19 protein-coding genes and 1 tRNA gene are annotated in these 23,187 nt (G+C 65.0%); 12 read left to right on the plus strand and 8 right to left on the minus strand.

Features of this window, described 5'->3' with window-relative positions; translation table 11 throughout:
• The first annotated feature begins 120 nt into the window (after positions 1-120).
• The 3 genes from AC066S_RS31080 (at position 121) to AC066S_RS31090 (ending at position 2,908) form a co-directional block, all read left to right on the plus strand.
• Positions 121-1,311, plus strand: a complete 1,191-nt coding sequence (locus tag AC066S_RS31080; RefSeq protein ID WP_478271390.1) for a c-type cytochrome — start codon at positions 121-123, stop codon at positions 1,309-1,311.
• Between the two features lie 113 nt (positions 1,312-1,424).
• On the plus strand, positions 1,425-2,111 hold the full coding sequence (locus tag AC066S_RS31085; RefSeq protein WP_126260742.1) for a response regulator: 687 nt from the start codon (positions 1,425-1,427) through the stop codon (positions 2,109-2,111).
• A 101-nt stretch (positions 2,112-2,212) separates the two neighbouring features.
• A complete protein-coding gene (locus AC066S_RS31090; protein ID WP_478271391.1) occupies positions 2,213-2,908 on the plus strand; it encodes a response regulator in 696 nt (231 codons plus the stop codon).
• 33 nt (positions 2,909-2,941) lie between these two features.
• Here the strand turns inward: AC066S_RS31090 and AC066S_RS31095 are convergent, their stop codons facing one another.
• Together AC066S_RS31095 and AC066S_RS31100 are read right to left on the minus strand one after the other, a co-directional pair.
• Positions 2,942-4,300: a hybrid sensor histidine kinase/response regulator gene (locus tag AC066S_RS31095; protein ID WP_478271392.1), complete on the minus strand. Its 1,359-nt coding sequence runs from the start codon at positions 4,298-4,300 to the stop codon at positions 2,942-2,944.
• Positions 4,297-5,463 (minus strand): FIST N-terminal domain-containing protein, encoded by a 1,167-nt coding sequence (locus tag AC066S_RS31100; protein ID WP_126260632.1) that lies wholly within the window; start codon positions 5,461-5,463, stop codon positions 4,297-4,299. The genes AC066S_RS31095 and AC066S_RS31100 overlap by 4 nt, the downstream gene beginning before the upstream one ends.
• A 245-nt stretch (positions 5,464-5,708) precedes the next feature.
• Between AC066S_RS31100 and AC066S_RS31105 the strand changes: the two genes are divergently transcribed.
• Both AC066S_RS31105 and AC066S_RS31110 read left to right on the plus strand, forming a co-directional pair.
• A complete protein-coding gene (locus AC066S_RS31105; RefSeq protein WP_478271393.1) occupies positions 5,709-7,748 on the plus strand; it encodes a methyl-accepting chemotaxis protein in 2,040 nt (679 codons plus the stop codon).
• Between the two features lie 337 nt (positions 7,749-8,085).
• Complete coding sequence (locus tag AC066S_RS31110; RefSeq protein ID WP_478271394.1) at positions 8,086-10,119, plus strand: methyl-accepting chemotaxis protein; 2,034 nt, start codon at positions 8,086-8,088, stop codon at positions 10,117-10,119.
• Positions 10,120-10,232: 113 nt separating this feature from the next.
• Here the strand turns inward: AC066S_RS31110 and AC066S_RS31115 are convergent, their stop codons facing one another.
• The gene (locus tag AC066S_RS31115) at positions 10,233-10,619 is read right to left on the minus strand and encodes a DUF3175 domain-containing protein (protein WP_126260635.1); all 387 of its coding nucleotides are present in this window, start codon (positions 10,617-10,619) and stop codon (positions 10,233-10,235) included.
• 181 nt (positions 10,620-10,800) lie between these two features.
• On the opposite strand from AC066S_RS31115, the gene AC066S_RS31120 reads away from it, so the two are divergent.
• The 3 genes from AC066S_RS31120 to AC066S_RS31130 all read left to right on the plus strand — a co-directional run bounded on the left by AC066S_RS31120 (position 10,801) and on the right by AC066S_RS31130 (position 14,813).
• Positions 10,801-12,285, plus strand: coding sequence for an MFS transporter (locus AC066S_RS31120; protein ID WP_164718970.1), 1,485 nt, complete (start codon positions 10,801-10,803; stop codon positions 12,283-12,285).
• A gap of 4 nt (positions 12,286-12,289) precedes the next feature.
• Complete coding sequence (otsB, locus tag AC066S_RS31125; protein ID WP_126260637.1) at positions 12,290-13,108, plus strand: trehalose-phosphatase; 819 nt, start codon at positions 12,290-12,292, stop codon at positions 13,106-13,108.
• A gap of 241 nt (positions 13,109-13,349) precedes the next feature.
• Positions 13,350-14,813 (plus strand): trehalose-6-phosphate synthase, encoded by a 1,464-nt coding sequence (locus AC066S_RS31130; RefSeq protein WP_478271395.1) that lies wholly within the window; start codon positions 13,350-13,352, stop codon positions 14,811-14,813.
• A 159-nt stretch (positions 14,814-14,972) separates the two neighbouring features.
• Here AC066S_RS31130 and AC066S_RS31135 read toward each other — a convergent pair whose 3' ends face one another.
• Positions 14,973-15,314, minus strand: a complete 342-nt coding sequence (locus tag AC066S_RS31135) for a hypothetical protein (RefSeq protein ID WP_478271396.1) — start codon at positions 15,312-15,314, stop codon at positions 14,973-14,975.
• 194 nt (positions 15,315-15,508) lie between these two features.
• On the opposite strand from AC066S_RS31135, the gene AC066S_RS31140 reads away from it, so the two are divergent.
• Positions 15,509-15,598: transfer RNA gene (locus tag AC066S_RS31140), tRNA-Ser, on the plus strand.
• 90 nt (positions 15,599-15,688) lie between these two features.
• On the opposite strand, the gene AC066S_RS31145 is transcribed toward AC066S_RS31140, so the two are convergent.
• The 4 genes from AC066S_RS31145 to AC066S_RS31160 all read right to left on the minus strand — a co-directional run bounded on the left by AC066S_RS31145 (position 15,689) and on the right by AC066S_RS31160 (position 18,848).
• Positions 15,689-15,835, minus strand: coding sequence for a hypothetical protein (locus AC066S_RS31145; protein ID WP_478271397.1), 147 nt, complete (start codon positions 15,833-15,835; stop codon positions 15,689-15,691).
• A 129-nt stretch (positions 15,836-15,964) separates the two neighbouring features.
• The gene (locus AC066S_RS31150; RefSeq protein WP_478271398.1) at positions 15,965-17,080 is read right to left on the minus strand and encodes a L,D-transpeptidase family protein; all 1,116 of its coding nucleotides are present in this window, start codon (positions 17,078-17,080) and stop codon (positions 15,965-15,967) included.
• A gap of 33 nt (positions 17,081-17,113) precedes the next feature.
• A complete protein-coding gene (locus tag AC066S_RS31155; protein WP_478271436.1) occupies positions 17,114-17,791 on the minus strand; it encodes a nitroreductase in 678 nt (225 codons plus the stop codon).
• A gap of 103 nt (positions 17,792-17,894) precedes the next feature.
• Positions 17,895-18,848: a LysR family transcriptional regulator gene (locus tag AC066S_RS31160; RefSeq protein ID WP_478271399.1), complete on the minus strand. Its 954-nt coding sequence runs from the start codon at positions 18,846-18,848 to the stop codon at positions 17,895-17,897.
• Positions 18,849-18,946: 98 nt separating this feature from the next.
• On the opposite strand from AC066S_RS31160, the gene AC066S_RS31165 reads away from it, so the two are divergent.
• The 3 genes from AC066S_RS31165 (at position 18,947) to AC066S_RS31175 (ending at position 22,881) form a co-directional block, all read left to right on the plus strand.
• On the plus strand, positions 18,947-20,128 hold the full coding sequence (locus AC066S_RS31165; protein ID WP_478271400.1) for an MFS transporter: 1,182 nt from the start codon (positions 18,947-18,949) through the stop codon (positions 20,126-20,128).
• A 10-nt stretch (positions 20,129-20,138) separates the two neighbouring features.
• Entirely contained in the window at positions 20,139-21,173 is a 1,035-nt protein-coding gene (locus tag AC066S_RS31170) for an aldo/keto reductase (protein ID WP_478271401.1), read from the plus strand.
• Positions 21,174-21,294: 121 nt separating this feature from the next.
• Positions 21,295-22,881, plus strand: coding sequence for an amidase family protein (locus tag AC066S_RS31175; RefSeq protein ID WP_478271402.1), 1,587 nt, complete (start codon positions 21,295-21,297; stop codon positions 22,879-22,881).
• The last annotated feature ends 306 nt before the right edge of the window (positions 22,882-23,187 follow it).

Below are 23,187 nucleotides of genomic sequence, written 5' to 3' on the forward strand. Positions count from 1 at the left end.
AAGGAGACGGGATGCGCGCGTGCTTTCTCGACATCGCGCGGCGACGGCACAGGCCTGATCTTGGCTCAGACCCCGTGCCGCAACGCCAGGTCCACCAATTCCCAACTGCCGGAGACGAGGATGCGTCCGATCAATCCAGGGAAAGGCAAGCGCCGACATCACAGCATCGCGGGACGGCTCGCATGGGCCGCAATGTCCGCGGCGATCGCATCGGCCTCAGCCGTTCATGCCGACGAGACCAAGCCGTTTCGCCTGTGCGCCGATCCGACCAATCTGCCGTTCTCGAGCGATAATCCGTCGCAGCCGGGCTTCTATGTCGAAATCGGCCAGGCGCTGGCACAGGCGCTCGGCCAACCGATCACGTATGATTGGTACAAATCCTATTTCGGCAAGCGGACCGTGCGGGTCACGCTGCTGGGCAAGCAATGCGACGCCATGATCGGCCTGCCGCGGTCCGAGGATTTCATGGGACCGGCCGTGATCTTCTCCGACACCATCGCGAAGGAAGGCTATGCCCTGGTCGCGGCGAAAGCTCAGGCGATCGGCGGCGTCGACGACCTCAGAGGCAAGCGCGTCGCCGTCCAGTTCGCCAGCACACCGCAAAACCTTCTCGCGACACGTGACGACATCCAGAAGGTGACGGTGCTGTCGCCCGAGGAGGCCATGCAGGCGATCGACCAGGGCAGGGCGGACGTCGCCTTCATCTGGGGGCCCGTCGCCGGCTGGTTGAACATGACCGCCTATAACGATCGCTATCAGATCCGGCTCACCGAAGGCGAAGGCCTGTCATGGGATGCCGCCATCGGCTTCGCGAGGGGATCGGCCGAGCTCCGCGATCGCGTCGATGCGATCCTGCCGACACTTCAGAAGACGATCGCTGGTCTCGCGGTGAAATACGGCTTGCCGGACGGGCAGCCCGTCCGCTTCGGCACGGCCGAGGCCATGCCGGCGGGAACCACGACCGGAGCGGGTCCCGGCGCGGCCGTAGGACAGGTCGCAAATGTGGTGGCGACCGAGACCAAGGGCGATGCGGCGGCGCCGAATGCGGAGATCGCGCGTGCAGGCAAGGAGATCTTCAACGGCACCTGCGCGCATTGCCACGGCCCCGACGCCATCCAGAGCGAGCGCAAGATCGACCTGCGGCTCCTGCGTCACCGCTACGGCGACGACATGCGCGACACCTACTTGAAGACCGTGCATGACGGGCGACCGGCCAAGGGCATGCCGGCGTGGAAGGAGGTCTTCACCGACAACCAGTTCGACAGCATCTATTCCTTCCTGCTGACGGTCCAGGTCGAATCGAACGACTGAACGGACGGAACCGGCAAGATGTGGTAGCATCCATGCTGCATCTTTCCGACGCCGGACCGGCACGGATGGGTGCGCTGCTGCCGCGAAGTGCGGTGGATCCTTTGGAAGGCGCCATGACCAGCTTCCTGATCATCGACGATCATCCGCTGTTTCGCGAAGCTCTGGGCAACGCCGTGCGGCTGGCCTTGCCGGAGGCCCGCATCCTGGAGGCGATGTCGATCGAGGACGCGCTGGACATCCTGTCGGCCGAGCAGGGGATCGACCTCGCGCTGCTCGATCTGTCGCTGCCCGATGCGACCGGCTTCTCCGGTTTCCTCCGCTTGCGCGAAACCTATCCGCGCCTGCCGGTCGCCATCGTATCGAGCGAGGAGGACCAGCACGTGGTCCGCGAAGCGCTGGCGCTCGGGGCGGCCGGTTATCTGCCGAAGTCGACGTCGAAGCGCGAGCTGGCCGCCTCGATCGAGGGCGTGCTGTCCGGATCGGTGTCGGTGCCGCGAGATTTCGTGGCGACGCCGCAGCGGCGAAAGGCCGAGACCAGCAAGGCCCTCGAGGTCAAGCTCCGCGAGCTCACGCCGCAGCAGATCAGGGTCCTGGACCTGCTGCGCCGCGGCTACCCGAACCGGCAGATCGCGCAGGAGCTCCAGCTCGCCGAATCCACGGTCAAGGCGCACATCACCGAGATCCTGCGCAAGCTCGGTCTGTTCAGCCGCAACAAGGCGATCATCGAGATCGGCAAGATGGACCTGCCCGATCCCAGGAACCGGCCCTATGCGCGGGCCGACCGCGGCAGGCCGCAATGATCGGCCTTGCCGTTGTTGACTTCGATCAAGCCGGCGCGCGCCAGCTGATACATCCTCCGGTCAAGCTCGACATCCGGCAACGATTTGGGGATGGCTGACGCGTGACCCGATTTCTGATTGTGGAAGACCATCCGTTGTTTCGCGAGGCGCTCGAAGGCGCGCTGCAAATGGTGGCGCCCGGGGCCGCGATCCTGCAGGCGACGTCGGTCGACGGCGCGCTTGAGCAGCTGTCCGCGGGCGCCGAGCTTGATCTCCTGCTGCTCGATCTGTCGATGCCGGGCACGACCGGCCTCTCGGGCATCGTTCGCATCCGCAAGGCCTTCCCGAAGGTCCCCGTCGTCATCGTGTCGGGACATCAGGATCCCAGAATCATCTCAGGCGCCTTGTCGCTGGGCGTCGCCGGTTACATCTTCAAATCCTGCTCCAAGCAGGAGCTCGCCCAGTCGATCGGCGAGGCGCTGCGGGGTCTCGTCTGCCTTCCCGATGCCTATCGCGCATTGCGGCCGCAGCGGGCTCCAAGTCCCGCCCATGATCTGCTGAAGCGGCTGCACGATCTGACGCCGCAGCAATTGCGGGTCCTCGAAATGCTCAAGCGCGGCCTTCAGAACAAGCAGATCGCCTATGAGCTGAAGATTTCCGAGACCACCGTGAAGGTCCATGTCTCCGACATCCTGCGCAAGCTGAACGTCGTCAGCCGCACCAAGGCGATCGTCGAGATGTCCAGAATCGATTTCGCGACGCTGGCAGGCGAGGGCCCCGTGCCGAGGGGCGATCGTGCCCAACCGGATCAGCAGTAAAACCGCTGCGCATTTTTCCGGATCGTGCGCTAGCTAGCTCAGCAGGAACGACAACAGCGCGCGCATCTCGGCGGGCTTGACCGGCTTCTTCAGGACTTCGAGGCCGACGAGGCTCGCTTGCTTGGCGGCCTTCTCGGAATAATCGGCGGTGATGATCATCGCGGGGACGTCGAGCTTGAGGTGCTCCCGGATGTCGGCGATCGCCGACAATCCGCTCTCGCCGTGATCGAGATGAAGATCGGCGATGACCGCGTCGGGCGCTCCGCCCAGCTCGCTGAGGCGCAGCAGCGCGTCCGCAGCCGAGGGCGTGGTCGCGACGTCGCATCCCCATCCTTCCAGCAGGGCGGCCATGGCCTCGGAGCCGGATGGGTCGTTCTCGACCAGCAGGATCTTGGCGCCTTCGAGGCCGCCATATTGACGTTCACTGAGCTTGGGCTCGTGCACCTCGTCGCTGACCTCGGCGAGATCGGCCGGCTCGAGCTCGAGGACGAACGTCGATCCCTTGCCGACCTGCGACGACAGCCGCACCTCGTGTCCGAGCACCGTCGCGAAGCGGCGAACGATGGAGAGACCGAGCCCGAACCCGGCCTGGTCGGTTGCGCTGGCTTCGCCGCGCTGGAATTCGCGAAAGATGGCCTCCTGTTGCGTCTGCGCGATTCCCGGTCCGGTATCGGAGACCTGGACGCAGATGCGGTTGCCTCGGCGCCTGCACCCCATCACGACGCCGCCGCTGCGGGTGTAGCGGATGGCATTGGCGAGCAGATTTTGCAGGATGCGTCGGAGCATCATCGCGTCCGACGACACCGCGACCGGCGAGCTGCGGATGCGCAAGGACAGGCCTTGCCGCGCAGCGAGCGGGGCGAATTCGTTGCGAAGCTGCTCGAACAGCGGCGCCAGCGCCAGCGGACGCACGTCAGGCCTGAGCGCGCCGGCGTCGAGCTTGGCGATCTCCAGCAGCGAGCGCAACAGATCCTCCAGCGTCACCAGCGAGCGGTCGACCTGGTCGATCAGCAGACCCGCCTCCTGCGTTTCCATCATCTCGGCCAGCGCCGAGAGCGTCAGGCGCGCCGCGTTCAGCGGCTGCAGCAGATCGTGGGTGACCGAGATCAGGACGGACGATTTGAGCGAGCTGGCGGCCTCGGCCTGCTGCTTGGCGCGATACAGACCCTCATTGGCGCGTTCGATCGAATGCAGCGCCTCGCGCAATTGGTAGGTGCGGTCGCGGACCTGCCGGTCGAGCGCGATGGCGGTCTCGAACAGCGAGAAGGCGTTGAGCTGCTGGTCCATCGAGCGCTCGACGCGGGACATCAGCGCGGCATTGATCTTCCTCAGCTTCGCGGTTTCCCGCTGCAGCTGCTCGACCGCATCAGGGTCCTGCCACAGCCCGGTCACGCGGGACGCCTGCCGATGGCGACGCCCGTGAAGGTCTGGTTCACGTGCATCGAGCCGAACTGCTCGCCGTAGGTATGAAAGCCGACGACGCGATTCTGCCGGTAGAGCTCGGACATGTCGCGGGCGAGCTGGTGCTGCTCGGCGTCGAGCCGGCGCAGCAGGCATTCGAAGCCGATATAGAGCGAGACTTCGCCGATCTGGTCGCGCGTCTCCGCGAAGGCCTCGCGCGTCGTGCCGACGAGGCTGCGCGACGTCGCTGCGGTCAGCACCATGCCTTCGTCGATGGCGCAGAAGAAGTGCAGCGACCCGTCCGGTTCGACGCGCTGGATCGACCGGGCGTAGTAGGAGCCGCCGACCCGGACCAGAACGGGATGCGAGGCGAACGAGAACGGGTCGAGCTTGGCGTCCATGATCCCGACGACGCGGGAATATTCCTGGGCCGCGGGCTCGGCGTTCAGCTCCCTGACCGTTCGATTCTCGGTGTCGGCCTCGGTGACCACCATCTTCCGGGGCCGCGGTTCGAAATTGTCACATTTGAAGACCCGGAACGGCAGCGACGTGCTCAAGAGGATCAGCAGGGCGGCATTGGTGTGGGCCTTGCCGTCGAGAAACACCCAGGTCCGCTCGAAGCGCATGCCGTCGCCCGCAGATCCCCCGACGATGGGAATGTCGTCCAAGGAGGCATAGATCGCGGACATCACGGCTTCCTCGCGGCGGCACAGGCCGTCGATCAGAACCAGGCCGAACGGATTTCCGCGCTCGCCTTGCGACGATACCCGCAGCAATTCCTGCCGGAGCTCGGTGCCGATCCTGCGGCCGTCCTCGACGCGAAAATTGTCGAGATTGAGAATCGGCCGCACCACGGCCGAGAAGTCGGCGCGGCTGAAGGCCAGGGCAACGACGCTGTTCTCGTCCCAGCCGTCAGGAGCGAGCTCGCCGGCAGTGGTGCAACCGCAGACCTGGGTCCCGTCGAATTGCCGGCTGATCTCTGCGATGAATTGGTGCGGATCGTAGCATGGAGAGACGAAGAGCAGGATGAGTGCCAGCTCGTCGGATGGGAGCTGAGCGGCGAGATCGGCAACGGCCGGCGCGACGCCCGCGGCCTTCGACTTCGCGACGGCAACGCCTGACGCACCGCCAAACCGAAAGTCGGTTTGCCCCACTCCGCTTCTCCCTCAAGGATCCGCTCGGTCTTATGCCGAGTGCCTGACAAGTGCCCAAAGAGTATGGCCTTTTTCGTCTGGTCGCAACATAGCGGCCGGATCCGCGGAAGGTGTGTTCCGTGACCGGCGGCGTTCGGGCACGAATTTACCGCCCCTTGACGATTCTGCCCTAATTTTCATCGCGGGTCGGGCGGGGCTGCTCCCGGCCGTGCTGCACTTTGCAAAAGCCGATCTGGGGGTGGGGAATGTCCGGGCGTATCAATTCGCCGTCAAAGCGCACGCTATTTCCCACGCTTAGGTTCCGCGCCAAGATCATCCTGGGCTTTGCGATTGTGCTCGCCATCTCCGCGGTGAGCCTCGCCTTCGCCTATTTCGGCTTCGAGCGCGTTTCTGAAGGCGTAGAATCCTACCGTATCAGCGTCTCGGAGGCCGATCTCGCCCGCAATATCGATCGCGAACTGCTCGGCTATCGTTCGGCCGCCCGTTATTTCGTGGTGACCGGCAAGGAAGACGACGCCAAGGCGGCGCTGGAAACCGAGGCCGGCCTGAAGAATGCGATCGATCAGGCGATCAAGAATGCCAGGAAGCCGGCGCGGCTGGAGAGCCTCAACAAGCTCGCGAAGGAGTTTTCAAACTTCTCGGCGACCTTCGCCAAGATCTTGGAGGCCAAGCGCGACAGCGCGCTTCTGGTCCAGAATCAGCTTCAGCGCAACGCCAACCTGCTGAAATACAAGCTCGACGACATCGGTAACAACGCCTCCGACTCCGAGGCGCAGGCGATCGAATTCGGCACCAAGCAGGTCAACGCCCAATTCCAGACCGCGAGTGCAGCCGCGAGCAACTTCATTCTCAACTCGGACCAGGCCGTCGGGGCAAGTGCGATGGCGCGGCTGAAATTCGTCGAGAACTCGCTCGGCGCGGTCTATTCCATGGACGACAAGGTCCTCGCCGGCCTGAAGGAGGCCAAGGCGCTGCTCGGCGCCTATCGCGATGCGCTGGAAAAGCTGATCGCGAAAGCCAAGTTGGTCGACGACCTCGTCACCGAGATGAGCGGCTCGGCCGGTGCGATTCTGCAAGGCGCCACCGCCATGAAGGCGGACCTCGTCGCCGAACAGCAACGGTTGGACTCGGAGTCGGAAGCGACCATCGGGCGGACCGAGCGGCTGGTTCTGATCCTCGCCGTTGGCGGCACGCTGCTTGGCGCGCTTCTCGCCTTCGTGCTGGGCACGGGCATCTCGCGCCCGATGATTGCGATGTGCAAGGCGATGCGGGAGCTTGCCTCGGGCAATTTCGACGTCGTGCTGCCGGGCCTCGGCCGCAAGGACGAGATCGGCGAGATGGCCGGCGCGGTCGAGGAGTTCAAGGTTCAAGCCGTGGCCAAGGCCGAGCGCGACGCTGCCGCCAGCGAGGTCCAGAACCGGGAGCAGGCCGCAAGCCGCCGCGCCGAGCTGATCCGCTTCGCCGACGATTTCGAGAGCGCGGTCGGTGCTATCGTCTCCAACGTCTCGGCTTCGGCCGTGCAGCTGGAATCGGCGGCCTCGACGCTGACCCGCACCGCCGAGACCACCCAGAGCCTGTCGAGCCAGGTCGCCGGCGTCTCCGAGCAGGCCTCCTCCAACATGCAGTCGGTCGCGACCGCGACCGAGGAGCTGTCCGCCTCGGTCGAGGAGATCGGCCGCCAGGTCCGCGACTCCAGCCGCATCGCGGAGGCCGCCGTGGTCCAGGCCAAGGAAACCGACGGGCGCATCGGAAAGCTGTCGCATGCGGCCCAGCAGATCGGCGAAGTGGTCAAGCTGATCACGGCGATTGCCGAGCAGACCAACCTTTTAGCGCTCAATGCCACCATCGAGGCGGCGCGCGCCGGCGAGGCCGGCCGCGGCTTTGCCGTGGTCGCCAGCGAGGTGAAGTCGCTGGCGAGCCAGACCGCGAAGGCGACCGACGAGATCTCCTCGCACATCGCGGGCATGCAGGGCGCCACGGCGGAATCGGTTGTCGCGATCAAGGAGATCGGGGCGACCATCGGCCAGATCTCGTCGATCTCGACCTCGATCGCCAGCGCGGTCGAGCAGCAGGGCGCGGCGACGCAGGAGATCGCGCGCAGCGTTCAGACCGTGGCGCAGGGCACCCAGACCGCGGCCACCGATATCGGCCAGGTCAACCGCGGCGCCGCCGAGACCGGCTCGGCCTCGGAGGAGGTGCTGCACTCGGCCAAGACGCTGTCATCCGAAAGCACCCGCCTGCGCGCCGAACTCGATCGCTTCATGGCCAATATCCGCGCGGCGTAGGGGCTGCGAAAGGAACGCGTAGGGTGGATTAGCGAAGCGTAATCCACCACCTCGAATCGAGCGTCGAGAGTTGAGTGGTGGGTTACGGCTTCGCCTAACCCACCCTACCGATCTTACTGCGCTACGCTTGTCCGGCACGACAGCGAGAGATTGGCGGTACTGAATTGTAACGGCGCCGGAAAGCACACCTTAACAATTCCCTTGCGTCATCTAACGCCAGTTGCGGCGCCACAAATTTACCACAGCTTATCCTTTGCCAATTACCGTGCGGACGAGACGGGGGGCGGGCTGCTCTCCGGCTGCGCCTGGTTTTCCGCGAATGGAATGGGGTGGGGGAATGTCGGTCAAGTCCAAGTCGAACCAATCGAAGCTGCCAACTCTGCGGTTTCGCGCAAAAATCATCCTCGGCTTCGTGGCGGTGCTGGCCATCCTCGCCGTCAGCATGGCCTTCGCCTATTTCGGCTTCGAGCGGATTGCCGACGCCGTGGCCTCCTATCGCACCAGCGTCTCGGAAGCCGACCTGGCGCGGACGGTCGACCGCGAACTGATCGCCTATCAAGGATTGGCACGGGCCTACACCCTGACGGGGGCGGTGGACGACGAGACCGCAGCCAAGGCCGCCGAAGAAAATCTGAAGGGCGCGATCGCCAAGTCGGTGGCCGCGACGACCGGCGCCGCGCGCCGCGAGCAGGTCGGCAAGCTCGAGGCCGAGTTCCAGCGCTTCACGAAGGTGTTCGGAGAGATCATCACGCTGACGCGCGAGAACAACAAGATCGCGGCCGATGAGCTCAACAGCGTCGGCAACAAGATCCGGTTCAAGTTCGACGATCTCGCCGATACTGCCGCGCTGGCGGGGCTGGCATCGGTCCAGACCACGGCCAAGGACATCACCTCGCAATATCTGGCGGTCTCCACCTCGGTCAGCGCCTTCGTCGCCAAGCCGGAGCCCAAGACCGCCGACGGCGTGATCGCCCGCGTCAAATTCCTGGAGACCCTGCTGGTCTCGATCTATGCCAGCGACCAGAAGATCACCGACCGCGTGACCGAGATCGGCAATCTCCTGAAGCAATACCGCACCTCCTTCACCAAGCTGTCGGAGAATGTGAAGATCATCGTCAAGCTGAACGGCGAGATGACCAAGACCGCGGCGACCATCCTCAAGCTCTCGGGCGAGCTGCGGTCGGAGCTGACTGCGGATCAGCAGCGCATCGAAGCGAGCGCCAATGCGACGATCCTGGATACCGAGCGACTGATGATGATGCTGGCGCTCGGCGGCCTTGCCATCGGAGCTGTCCTCGCCCTGATGCTCGGCAACGGCATCTCGCGTCCGATGATCGCGATGTGCAAGGCGATGCGGGAGCTTGCCTCGGGCAATTTCGACGTCGTGCTGCCGGGCCTCGGCCGCAAGGACGAGATCGGCGAGATGGCCGGCGCGGTCGAGGAGTTCAAGGTTCAAGCCGTGGCCAAGGCCGAGCGCGACGCCGCCGCCAGCGAGGTCCAGAACCGGGAGCAGGCCGCCAGCCGCCGCGCCGAGCTGATCCGCTTCGCCGACGATTTCGAAAGCGCGGTCGGCGCCATCGTCTCCAACGTCTCGGCTTCGGCCGTGCAGCTGGAATCGGCGGCCTCGACGCTGACCCGCACCGCCGAGACCACCCAGAGCCTGTCGAGCCAGGTCGCCGGCGTCTCCGAGCAGGCCTCTTCCAACATGCAGTCGGTCGCGACCGCGACCGAGGAGCTGTCCGCCTCGGTCGAGGAGATCGGCCGCCAGGTCCGCGACTCCAGCCGCATCGCGGAGGCCGCCGTGGTCCAGGCCAAGGAAACCGACGGGCGCATCGGAAAGCTGTCGCATGCGGCCCAGCAGATCGGCGAAGTGGTCAAGCTGATCACGGCGATTGCCGAGCAGACCAATCTTCTGGCGCTCAATGCCACCATCGAGGCGGCGCGCGCCGGCGAGGCCGGCCGCGGCTTTGCCGTGGTTGCCAGCGAGGTGAAGTCGCTGGCGAGCCAGACCGCGAAGGCGACCGACGAGATCTCCTCGCACATCGCGGGCATGCAGGGCGCCACGGCGGAATCGGTTGTCGCGATCAAGGAGATCGGGGCGACCATCGGCCAGATCTCGTCGATCTCGACCTCGATCGCCAGCGCGGTCGAGCAGCAGGGCGCGGCGACCCAGGAGATCGCGCGCAGCGTGCAGACCGTGGCGCAGGGCACCCAGACCGCGGCCACCGATATCGGCCAGGTCAACCGCGGCGCCGCCGAGACCGGCTCGGCCTCGGAGGAGGTGCTGCACTCGGCCAAGACGCTGTCATCCGAAAGCACCCGCCTGCGCGCCGAACTCGATCGCTTCATGGCCAATATCCGCGCGGCGTAGAGGCTGCGAAAGGAACGCGTAGGGTGGATTAGCGAAGCGTAATCCACCACCTCGAATCGAGCGTCGAGAGTTGAGTGGTGGGTTACGGCTTCGCCTAACCCACCCTACTGATCTCACTCCCGCCCGAACGCCCGCTTCAGCTCGACCTTCGCCTTCTCCAGACGCGCGCGCTGCGTTTTCGGCAAGGTCTTGCCGGCGCGGTTGATGTAGAAGGCCAGCATCGACAGCGCCGAACGATAGGCGCCGGTCTTGCGCCGTGAGCTGTGCTCGGCCGATTGCTTCAACGAGATTGCGATCTTCTTCGGGCTGGTCAGCTTGAACACGCCCTGCCTGAGGTCGAGCGCGTCGCTCTCTTTCGTCACACGTTGCGACCAGCGTTTCGGCGCGGCGCGCCTGGTGCTCTTGCGCGCAACCGTGCTGCGCCGCGTGCTCGTCTTCCGACGGCCGGACTTGCCTGTGCCGCTGTTTCGAGAATGTGTCGTCTTTCTGGCATGAGCCATGCGTCAACTCCTTGCAGCTGCTTCGAAAACGAGCGGGTCGGGGAGCCGTTCCCGCGGGAACCCGACCTCGCCGCAGACGTTGTCGCAGGGGCAGGCGGAATGCCGCACCCCGATGATCGGATCGACCCCGTTCGCATCCTGTGAACCGGGGCCGCTGCCATTGATCGAGCGCAACAGCCTGATGGAATTGCAGCAAAGTCCAGCGCTGAACTACACACCAATGGTCTCGGCGGCCGCGACCGACCGCATCATCGAGACCAGCATTCCCTCGCGGCTCGACGCGCTGCCCTGGAGCGGCTTTCACACCCGCGTCGTGCTCGCGCTGGGCATCACCTGGATCCTCGACGGGCTCGAGGTGACGTTGGCCGGTGCGCTCTCGGGGGCGCTGAAGCAGAGTCCGTCGCTGCAGTTCTCCAATCTCGATCTCGGCATCGCCAATTCCGCCTATCTCGCCGGAGCCGTGCTCGGCGCGCTCGGCTTCGGCTGGCTCACCGACCGCATCGGCCGCAAGAAGCTGTTCTTCATCACGCTGGCACTCTACCTCTCGGCAACGGCCGCGACCGCGCTGTCCTGGGATGTCGCGAGCTACGCACTGTTTCGTTTCCTCACCGGCGCCGGCATCGGCGGCGAATATACCGCGATCAACTCGACGATCCAGGAGCTGGTGCCGGCGCGCTATCGCGGCTGGACCGATCTCGTCATCAACGGCAGCTTCTGGATCGGCGCCGCGATGGGCGCGGTCGCGGCCATCGTGCTGCTCGATCCTGCCGTGATCGATCCCGAGCTCGGCTGGCGCCTGGCTTTTCTCATAGGCGCGATCCTCGGCCTCGTCGTGCTCCTGATGCGCATGTGGATTCCGGAAAGTCCGCGCTGGCTGATGATCCATGGCCGTCCCGATCAGGCCCATGCGATCGTCGACGAGATCGAACGCTCCGTGATCGGGCATGATCAGGATATCAGCGAGGCGCGCTTCCCCAAGATCCGGCTGAAGATGCGCGATCACACGCCGATCCGCGAGGTCGTGCACACGCTGTTCTCGGCGTATCGCCAGCGCGCGGTGGTCGGCCTCGTGCTGATGAGCGCGCAGGCGTTCTTCTACAATGCCATCTTCTTCACCTTCGCGCTGGTGCTGACCGATTTCTACGGCATCAGGGCCGATCACGTCGGCTGGTACCTGCTGCCCTTTGCCGCCGGCAATTTCCTCGGGCCGCTCCTGCTCGGCCGGCTGTTCGATACGCTGGGACGCCGGACCATGATCATGTTTACCTATGGCATGTCGGGCCTGCTGCTGGCGCTGTCGGGGTATCTGTTTTCCATCGGCGCGCTCAGTGCGCAGGGACAGACCGTCGCCTGGATGGTGATCTTCTTCTTTGCCTCACCGGCCGCAAGCGCGGCCTATCTCACCGTCAGCGAGACCTTTCCGCTCGAAGTCCGCGCGCTGGCGATCGCAGTGTTCTACGCCGTCGGCACCGGCATCGGCGGCGTGATCGGCCCGGCGCTGTTCGGCGCGCTGATCGACACGGGATCGCGCACCAGCGTGTTCGCCGGCTATTTGCTGGGGGCCGTCCTGATGCTCGCGGCCGCGATCGTGGCGTGGCGCTACGCCGTCTCGGCGGAGCGCAAATCGCTCGAACAAATCGCGCGGCCGCTGGCCTTTATGGAGTAGACTGATGAAATCTGAACTTGCAGAAATGGCGATGGACCAGCAGCCCACAATATTCGACGACGACACACCCGAAACGGTGCCGGTGCCGCATGCGCTGGTGCCCCATCTCGACGAGACCGCAATTCTGCTCGACATCGACGGGACCCTGCTCGACCTGATGCCGACGCCGCGTGAGGTATGGGTGCCGCCGGGCCTCTCGGAGACGCTGAACCGGTTGACCGAGCGCACTTCCGGCGCGCTGGCGCTGGTCAGCGGCCGCTCGCTCAACGACATCGACCTGATCTTCGCGCCCGAGGTGTTTCGCGCGGTCGCCGGCCACGGCGCCGAGATGCGGCTGTCGGTGGACAATGAGGCCGATGCCGTGCACGCGCCGCCGCTGGACAAGGAGCTGAAGCGGCGGCTCGCCGCCATCGCCAAGCTCAGCCCGGGCATTCTGCTCGAGGACAAGGGCTATTCGCTCGCGCTGCATTACCGCCTCGCGCCGCACGCGGAGAAGGCGATCTACGAAGCCGTCTCGGTGATCCGCGCCGATCTGCCCAACGCGCCAATCGAGGTGCTGCCCGGCAAGTTCGTCTGCGAGATCAAGCATTCCGGATTCACCAAGGCGACCGGCGTGCGCGAATTGATGAATCGGGAGCCGTTCAAGGGACGGCGTCCGATCTTCATCGGCGATGACGTCACCGATGAAACCGTATTCGCGATCATGCCCGACATGAACGGGCTCGCCTTCTCGGTCGGTCGCCGTGCCATGGGCGTAAATGGCCATTTCGACACGCCGAGCGACGTGCGTGCCTTCCTCGCGCGCCTGCTCGATCCGAGGTGAAACAAAGCCCGCGCCATCTCGCAGGTATAATGAGAAGCGGATCGGCGTCGCGGCGCGGCAAAACCTGTTGCGCAACCCGATCGCACAAGGTGTCTTTGCAACGAAATCACCCGGGTTCCGCAAGCGAAACCAGTTCCAACGCCCGCGCCCGATTTTGGTTTCAATTGGTTGAAACGATGATCAGGAACCATATTGATGAACGGCAGTTAAACGGGTGGAATGAAACAGGAGGGGACGACCTGTGAATCTAGTCGTCGTTTCAAATCGCGTCGCGCGCGGCAAACCTAACGAGCCCATGACGGGCGGCCTCGCGGCGGCGCTGCTGCCGGTTGTGGAACATTCGGGTGCGATCTGGGTGGGGTCTTCAGGCCGGGTACGGGACGGCCATCAGAAGGAACCGTTCGCTGAGATCGAAGCGCTCGGCGCGGGCGCTATCGCGACACTGGATCTGCCGGCGGCGCATTACGGCGGCTATTACGAGGGCTTTGCCAATTCGGCGCTGTGGCCGGCGCTGCATTCACGCAGCGACCTGATCCGCGTCTCGCGCGAAGACTATGTCAGCTATCGCGAGGTCAACGCCTTCATGGCGCGCGCCTTGATGCGCTTCCGAAAAACAAAGACCGCGTTCTGGGTGCAGGATTATCATTTCCTCGCGCTCGGCGCCGAGCTGCGTGATCTCGGCGTCGACGATCCGATCGGCTTCTTCCTGCATACGCCGTGGCCCGTCGCTGCGGTGATGCAAGGCGTTCCCAACCACCGCGAACTGATCACGGCGATGCTGGCCTACGATCTGCTCGGCTTCCAGACGGAGGAGGATCGCCATAACTTCCTTGGTTATGTCGGCGGCGAGCTCGGCCTCGCCATCGAGGACGGCGTTGCGATCTCGCAGCATGGCCGCACGCGCTGTGAAGTGTTTCCGATCGGCATCGATGCGGAGAAGTTCGCAGCCTATGCCGCCAAGTCGGCCTCGCATCCGGACGTGTCGCGGCTGCGGCGCAGCCTCAACGGCGAGCGGCTCGCGATCGGCGTCGACCGCCTCGACTATTCGAAAGGCCTCGTCAACCGCATCAGCGCGTTCGACCGGCTCTGGACCGAGCAGCCGCAATTTGCGCGCAGCATCTCGCTGCTCCAGATCGCCAATCCCTCGCGCGGTGCGATCGAGGCCTATGGCAATCTCCAGAACGAGGTCGCGCGCCTCGTCACCGACGTCAACGGCCGCCACGGCGAGGTCGACTGGACGCCGATCCGCTATTTGAACAAGGGCTTCAGCCAGGCCGTGCTCGCGGGTCTCTACCGCACAGCGCAGATCGGCGTGGTGACGCCGCTGCATGACGGCATGAACCTCGTCGCCAAGGAATATGTCGCAGCCCAGAACCCGGCCGATCCCGGAGTGCTGGTGCTGTCGAAGTTCGCGGGCGCAGCCAACGAGCTCGATACCGCCTTGCTCGTCAATCCGCACGACATCGACGGCATGGCGCGCGCGATCGCGGTCGCCGCATCCATGCCGCTCACCGAGCGCAAGATGCGCTGGGACGCGATGATGAAGAAGCTGCGCGGCCACACCATCCAGCAATGGTCGGCCGATTTCGTCGCCGCGCTCGAGAAGTGCCGCACCGAGAAGGCCGCCGTCGCCCCGCTTGCCGCGCAACCGCCGCAAGCGCTGCGCTGGCTGAAATCGGCGATCTCAGGCGTAAGGCTGATTTAGCTTTCTTCTCCCTCGCCCCGTACTTACGGGGAGAGGGTTGGGGTGAGGGGCCGGCTTTTCGCAAGAGAGGTGATAGTCGGATTCGCGGAGAGCCCCCTCACCCGGATTGCATCTTCGATGCAATCCGGCCTCTCCCCGCAAGCGGGGCGAGGTTTCCCTTCAATAGCAATACGAGACCCCGTCCAGAACCGCGCACTGCCGCTTGTTCGGCGCGTTGGGATCGTCCATCGGCACCATGCCCTTGCCCTGGCCGACGAACACGCCGGTGCCGACATGCACCGAGCTCTTGTTGCCGATGATCACGCTTGGATGCGGCGCCGAGCTCGAGCGCGTCCCGTCCGGCCACATGATGGCATCGCCCGACAGCACCCCGCGCCGCCCGTCGTCGCAGCTGACATCGACGCCTTGACGCGTGCAGACCTGGGCAGCAGCGGGCGCCGCCAGGGCGGAGCCGAGGGCCGAAATCAGGCCAAGGGCGAAGATGGTCTTGAGGATGGTCATGGCTCCCCCGGTCGCGCTCGGTATCCTCAACTGAATCGTCGCGCCAAACCCGTCACGGGTTCAGCCCGCAGGCCGATCAGAGCATCTGCGGTGCACAATATTGTCCTTTAAATACAACAGCTTGCGGAAAATTCGCCGGTTTTCCCAGCGATCCCTTGCAAAATCGTCGGCGCCCCTTCAAGAGAGGGCGCTCCGGAGAGATGGCCGAGTGGCTTAAGGCGCACGCTTGGAAAGCGTGTGTGCGGGAAACCGTACCGTGGGTTCGAATCCCACTCTCTCCGCCATTGGCCCAAATCAATCGCGCCCGGCTTATTTGCCTTCGGGGCCAGCAATCGTCGCCAAGCGCCCGATTAGGGCCGCCTCGGCCTTGGAAGTCAGACGGTAGCCTTCCGCCATCTCGACGATGCCCGATCCTCCTCAGCAGTGTCGTACTCGGATTCCTCGACCGAGCCTCGAATGAAGGTCTCGAAGTCGGGCGCAATGACGACGATGCTGTCGTCATCCTCCTGGTCGACGTACACGACCTGCGGCTCACCCCGCTTCCCGCAGGTCCGATAGACCTCGGCTCCGACGCCACCGCATTCGCTGGGACGGAATGTCGATGCCAGCCATCGTCGGCTGATGATCCATCGCGGACGCCGCACGAGCGTTCAGCACCGACCTGACGGGAAGCCGATACGCGTCGGATTACACTCCAGCGGCTTGTCCAACAAGCTGCCAAACCATCTGCTCGTCAACGAGCCATCCCTATCGATCCAGGGGATCGGTGGCAATTGCGGCAGGTAGGATGCATACGGCATGACTTTCGCAAGCGTCACTCTGCCCGGAAAACGTGTGAGGAATGCCTTGTTCATTCCGCCGTCCAGTCCGCTGTATATCGGGGCAGCCGGCAAATTGTCTTCAAGCAATCGCGCGTATTCGAGCTCGTCGGCGCGGCTCTTCTCAAGCGCCCGCCGTGCGGTATCCGGATTGACGACGAAGGGGGGACATCTTTCGGTGGGGTTGAACACTGGAGGCGACGGCGAATGCGGCGGAGCTTGCGCGTCGAAGACATAGCGGCGGTCGCACACATCCACCTTCGGTTCGAGTCGCGTCGTCTCGAAATGATCGTTGCCGATCTTGAGCATGTTCCAGAATGCGAGGTTGGGACTGTTTCGATGCCGCGCCAGATTTGCCGGCGTCAGGCGGAACGGATAGGCCTGGACCTGGAACGACGGCCGGCCGCCGAGGAACGAGTCGCGCGCCAGCGAATAGATTTCGCTGATCTGTTCGTCGGTCATGGCATAGCAACCGCTCGACCAGCAGTCGCCGTGGATCATGAGGAAGCTGCCGTTGCGCTTGTGCGCCTTGTCGAACGTGTTGGGGAAGCCGAGGTTGATCGAAAGATAGAAGTTGGAGTTGGGGTTCATCAACTCAGGTGTAATGGTATAGAACCCCTCCGGCGCCTGTCGGTCGCCCTCGTACAATTTCGGCCCGAGATCGCCCGACCACCGACAGATCGGATAGGTCTTGAGGATCTGGAAACGGCCGGTCGCTTCCTGTTTCCAGACCTCGAGCTCGGCCTCCTCCTTGAAAAGACGCACGAGGATAGGTGAATATTTCGGCATCTTCTTCTGCTCGAGCAGCGAGAGCAGCTCATCAGGTAGTTCCCTCGTCGCCTTGGCCGGCAACGGCTTGCTGCTTTCGCCAAGACACATGACCGGCGTCAAGGCAGCGGCAAAAGCCGCCGCCAGCACTAGGACACGTCGGACCATGGCGCGGATCATTGCTGTGCCTCCAGCCCTTCCGATCGCGCGCCGCTACGCCTCGAAACCGACGAACACCGTCGCTTCCTCGACGGACTTCCGCTCGGACACCACCGCATTCGCCGGAAAAGTTTCATCCGGCCAGCCCAGCGCGATGCTTTTCATGATGACCTGATCGTCGGCGATCCCTGCGTGCTCGCGCACCACGGGGGATTGCATGATGCCCTGGCTGTTGATGACGGCGCCGAGCCCGCGGGACCAGGCCGCATTGACCAGGGCGGTCGCCACCGCGCCGCAGTCAAAGGGCGTATCGTCGCTACCGTCAAGCGCGCGGTCATAGGTGATGATCACGCAGACGGGCGCGTCGAACTGGCGGAAGCCGCGGAGCACCCAGTCCTGACGCTGCTCCATGTTGTCGCGCTCGATTCCCATTGCGGAGAATAATTGCTTGGCGACGCCGACCTGCCTGTCGCGGTGCTTGCCTGCAAAGGCCTGGCCCGTGCGGAACTCGCGCGACTGCGGGATGCCCGCCAGCATCCGTTCGGTGTTGCCGGCGCGGATCCGATCCAGCGGTTCGCCGGTGATGACATAGAAATTCCAGGGCTGGGTGTTCATCGACGACGGCGCACGCATCGCCAAACCAATGATTTCCGCAATCAGCTCCTTGGGGACCGGATCGGGCTTGTAGCCGCGAATGCTCCGGCGACCGAGGATGACGTCATCGAACTGCATCTGTGTGGAATTCCCCTGGCAGGTTCTGAAACAGTCGGGATTTTCGCGGAAAATTCCTGATCTTTCAATCTGGAATGACCGACACTCTCTCCGCCATCGCGCCTCACCCCACGACCCTCCACTTCCCATCAACCGCACGCTTCAGCATCGGATCGCTCACCCGCACGTGCTCGGCGAGAAAATCGATGAACGCGCGCACGCGTGCGGGCAGCGGCGCGGTATGGCCGACATAGACGGCGTGGATGTCTTCGCGGTCGCCGGGATTGTAGTTCTGCAGCACCGGGACGAGGCGGCCGGATTCAATGTCGGGACCGATGTGGAAGAGCGCGAGGCGGGCGAGACCGACACCGCCGAGGCAGAGGCGGCGGGCGGCTTCGCCGTCGCTGACCCGCGCGACGGGCGGGGGCAGGGCCTCCTCGGTGTGGTCGCCGCGCTTGAACGGCCAGCCGCGGATGCTGCGCGGAAAGGTCCAGCCGATGCCGCGGTGCTCGGCGAGATCGGCCGGTATCTTCGGCGTGCCGCAACGGGCGAGATAGTCCGGCGCGCCGACCACGACCATGCGGCTGGTGCCGAGCTTTCGCGCGACCAGACGCGAGGCGCGCAGCGGACCGACGCGGATGGCGACGTCGGCGCGCTCCTGCATCAGGTCGATCACGGTATCGGTCAGCACGAGATCGATCGTGACGTCGGGATGCTGCTTCAGAAAGCGCGGGATCAACGGCATCACATGCAGCATGCCGAAGGGAATGTTGCAATTGACCGTGAGGCGGCCGCGCGGCGCCGCCCCCGATGCCGCTTCGCGCTCGGCCTCCTCCATCTCGGCGAGGATGCGCACCGCGCGCTCGTAGAAGGCCCGTCCTTCCTCCGTCAGCGTCAGCTTGCGCGTGGTGCGGTTGACGAGCCGCGCGCCGAGGCGCGCCTCCAGGCGCGAGATCAGCTTGCTGACGCCCGACGGCGTCAGCCGCAGCCTTCTCGCGGCCTGGGTGAAGCCGCCGAGATCGACGACGCGGACGAAAACCTCCATCTCGGCCGAGCGGTTGGTGTCGAAACGGGCCATATTGAATTCACGTCACAAATGATTGGATTGCGGACATTCTAATGGTTTCGCAGGAGCGCAGCTATCTGCGTGGCTCGTCTCATCCCTTGGAGCCACGCATGCCTCCCGCCGTTCTAGCTCTCACCGCCGGTGCCTTTGGCATCGGCACCACTGAATTCATCATCATGGGCCTGTTGCTCCAGGTCGCGGCCGACATGCATGTCTCGGTGCCTGTCGCAGGCCTGCTCATCTCCGGCTATGCCCTCGGCGTGTTCGTCGGTGCGCCGGTGCTGACGCTGGCGATGCGGCGAATGCCGCGGAAAGCCGTGCTGCTGGCGTTGATGGCGGTCTTCACGCTCGGCAATGCGGCCTGTGCGCTGGCGCCCACTTACGAATGGCTGATGGCGGCGCGGGTGCTGACCTCGCTCGCCCACGGCACGTTCTTCGGCGTCGGCTCGGTCGTCGCCACCAGCCTCGTCGCCGAGGACAAGCGCGCCTCCGCGATCGCCACCATGTTCATCGGCCTGACGGTGGCGACCCTTCTGGGCGTGCCCTTCGGCGCCTGGTTCGGTCTGATGCTCGGCTGGCGCGCGGCCTTCTGGGCGGTGACGGCCATCGGCGTGATTGCGTTCGCGGTGGTCGCCGTGCTCGTCCCCGGTCACGTCGGCCGTGGCGACAAGCCGGTCTCGCTCGCCGACGAGGCCGCAGTGCTCGGCCGTCCGCAGGTCCTGCTCGGCCTTGCCATGACCGTGTTCGGCTTCGCCGGCCTGTTTGTCGTGTTCACCTACATCCAGCCAATCCTGACGCGCTTCACCGGCTTTTCGGAGGCCGCGGTGTCGCCGATCCTGCTGGTGTTCGGCGTTGGGCTCGCGATTGGCAATGTCGCCGGCGGCAAGCTCGCCGACCGCGGTCTTGCGCGCGCCCTGATCGGCACGCTCGCCGCGCTCGCCATCGTGCTGCTCGGCCTTGCCGCGGTGCTGTCGGCCAAGATCCCCGCGATCGTGCTGATCCTGCTGCTCGGCGTCGCCGCTTTCGCAACCGTCGCCCCGCTCCAGCTTCGCGTGCTGGAAGCCGCAGGTCCCAGCGGCCGGACGCTGGCCTCCAGCCTCAACATCGCCGCGTTCAATCTCGGCAATGCGCTGGGCGCCTGGGCCGGCGGCGTCACGATCGATCGCGGGTTCGGCCTTTCCGCGCTGCCGCTGGTCGCGTCCGGCATCACCGCGATCGGCCTCGTGCTGGCGCTGTGGAGCCTTCAGCTCGACCGCAGGCAGGCCGTCGTTGCGGCGTGCCCGGCGGAATAGGAGAGCGATCATGGAATACCGTAATCTCGGCGCTTCCGGGCTCAAGGTGCCCGTCCTCAGCTTCGGCACAGGCACGTTCGGCGGCCAAGGCCCGCTGTTCTCGGCCTGGGGCCGCAGCGATGCGGACGAAGCGCGCAGGCTGATCGACATCTGCCTCGATGCCGGCGTCAATCTGTTCGACAGCGCGGACGTCTATTCGAACGGCGCCTCCGAGGAGATCCTCGGTGCTGCGATCAAGGGCCGCCGCGACAAGGTGCTGATCTCGACCAAGATGAGCCTTCCCATGGGCGACGGCCCGTTCGATGCCGGCTCGTCGCGGCAGCGACTTCTGGCCTCGGTCGACGCGGCGCTGCGCCGGCTTGGCACTGACCACATCGACCTGCTTCAGCTCCACGCCTTCGACGCATTCACGCCGATCACGGAGGTGCTGTCGACGCTCGATACGCTCGTGCGGGCCGGCAAGCTGCGCTATGTCGGCGTCTCCAATTTCGCCGGCTGGCAGCTGATGAAGTCGCTCGCCATTGCGGACCGGCATGGCTGGCCGCGCTATGTCGCGCATCAGGTCTACTATTCGCTGCTCGGCCGCGACTACGAGTGGGAGCTGATGCCGCTCGCGCGCGACCAGGGGGTGGGTGCGCTGGTGTGGAGTCCGCTCGGCTGGGGCCGCCTTACTGGAAAGATCCGGCGCGGCCAGCCGCTGCCGCCGAACAGCCGCCTGCACGCGACCGCACAGTTCGGTCCGCCGGTGCGCGACGAGACACTCTACGCCGTCGTCGACGTGCTGGACGCGATCGCGATGGAGACCGGCCGCACCGTGCCGCAGGTCGCGATCGCCTGGCTGCTGAGCCGTCCCACCATCGCCTCCGTCATCATCGGCGCCCGCGACGAAGCGCAGCTGCGCGACAATCTCGGCGCAGTAGGCTGGCCGCTGAGCGCGGATCAGATCAAGCGTCTCGACGAGGCCAGCGCGGTGATGCCACCCTATCCCTACTATCCCTATCGCATCCAGCAGGGCTTTGCCCGGCTGAATCCGCCGCCGGTGTAGTCCAAGGGACGCAGGCAATTCGTCGCATCGGTGTACCGTTGCAATGCGTCATGCAGAAACGCGGCTGTACACGCCTCATCGTCGTCCGTAACCTCCGCCGCACAATTTCAGGAGATGCGACGTGGCGAAGAAAACGGCAACCAAGAAGAAAAGTGCTTCCAGGAAGGCGGCAACGAAGACGAGCAAGAAGGCATCGAGCACGAAGACTTCAGCCCGAAAGGGCGTCGCTGCGAAAACGATCAAGCCAGCCAAGAAGGCCGCCGCCGGCAAATCAGCCACCGCGCGCCGGCCCAGGGGACCGGCCTGGCAATGGTCCGCGGTCGAGACCGCCGCCGCGATCCGCTCCGGCGCGATCTCCGCGGTCGAGACCGTCGAGGCGCATCTCGAACGGATGCGCGCGGTCAATCCGAAGCTGAATGCCGTCGTCGTCGATCTCTCGGAGGAGGCGTTGAAGGCTGCGCATGCCGCGGACAAGCAGCGCGCCAAAGGCGGTGCGCTCGGCCTTCTGCATGGGGTGCCCATCACGATCAAGGAAAACGTCGATTACCAGGGCCGGCCGAACTTCAACGGCGTACCTGCCAACAAGGACCTGGTCGCGCCCTCGGATTCCCCGGTGGTGCGCAATCTGAAAAAGGCCGGCGCGATCGTCATCGGGCTCACCAACACCCCGGAATTCTCCTTCCGCGGTTTCACCGACAATCCCCTGCACGGGCTGACGCTCAATCCCTGGGATCCCGATATCACCTGTGGCGGCTCGTCGGGCGGTGCGGGTTCGGCGGTCGCCGCCGGCATCGGCACCATCGCCCATGGCAATGACATCGGCGGCTCGCTGCGCTGGCCGGCGCATTGCAACGGCGTCGCCACCATCAAGCCGACGCAGGGCCGTATCCCCGCCTTCAATGGAAGCGCAACGGCCGAGCGGCCGATGCTGGCGCATCTGATGTCGGCGCAGGGGCCGCTCGCCCGCCACGTCGCCGACGTCCGTCTCGCGCTGGAGGCGATGAGCCAGCGCGATCCGCGCGATCCCTGGTGGGTGCCGGCGCCGCTGGTCGGCGAGACACCGAAGCGGCCGATCAAGGTCGCGCTCGCCAAGATACCGGAGGACATGGACGTCGATCCGTCCGTCGCGGCGGCGCTGCGCCAGGCCGCGGACCATCTCGAACGTTCCGGCTACCGTGTCAGCGAGGTCGAGGTGCCCGACATCGACGGCGTCTGGCAGACCTGGTGCGACATCATCACCAACGAGACGGTGATGATGCAGGAAGCCGCCATGCTGAAGGTGACCTCGGAGGACTTTCACAAGGCCTGGGGCGGCATGAAGGCCAAGGCCAATGTGCTCGATCTCAAGGCCTGGATGCAGGCGACCGCCGCGCGCAACGGCCACATCCGCGCCTGGCAATTGTTCTTCGAGGACTATCCGGTCGTGCTGGCGCCGACCACGGTGAAACCGACGCCGGGCCCGCGCGAGGACACCGTCAGCGCCGAGCGCGTGCGCGAGATCTTCTGGGGCGAGATCCGCTTCATCTCGGCGATCAACGTGCTCGGCCTTCCTGGCGCCGTGGTGCCGGTGGCCCTCCACGACGGCAAGCCGATCGGCGTGCAGCTCATCGCCGGTCGCTATCGCGAGGATCTTGCGCTCGATGCCGCGGCCGCGATCGAGAAGCGCGCCGGTGTGCTGACGCATCGGCTGTGGGAGAGGATGGGCTGAGACCAAGCAAGCTGTTCACGCAATGAAGGCGCACCCTCTCCCCTTGTGGGAGAGGGTGGCTTCGCCAAGCGAAGCCGGGTGAGGGGTCTCCATCCTCACGAACGGTTTTGCGAGCGGAGACATACCCCTCATCCGGCGCTTCGCGCCACCTTCTTCCACAAGGGGAGAAGGATCGCACCAAGCAAGCTCGCCATTTCGTTAATCGGCCTTAACCCGAATTCCAGCCAATTCGCCAACAAGCATTAGGGTTACTTCCTCGATCTCTAAGCGAATTATTGTCCGCTTTACCACCCGCCTCTAACAGAG

It is taken from the genome of Bradyrhizobium sp. CFUWI, from assembly GCF_056429085.1.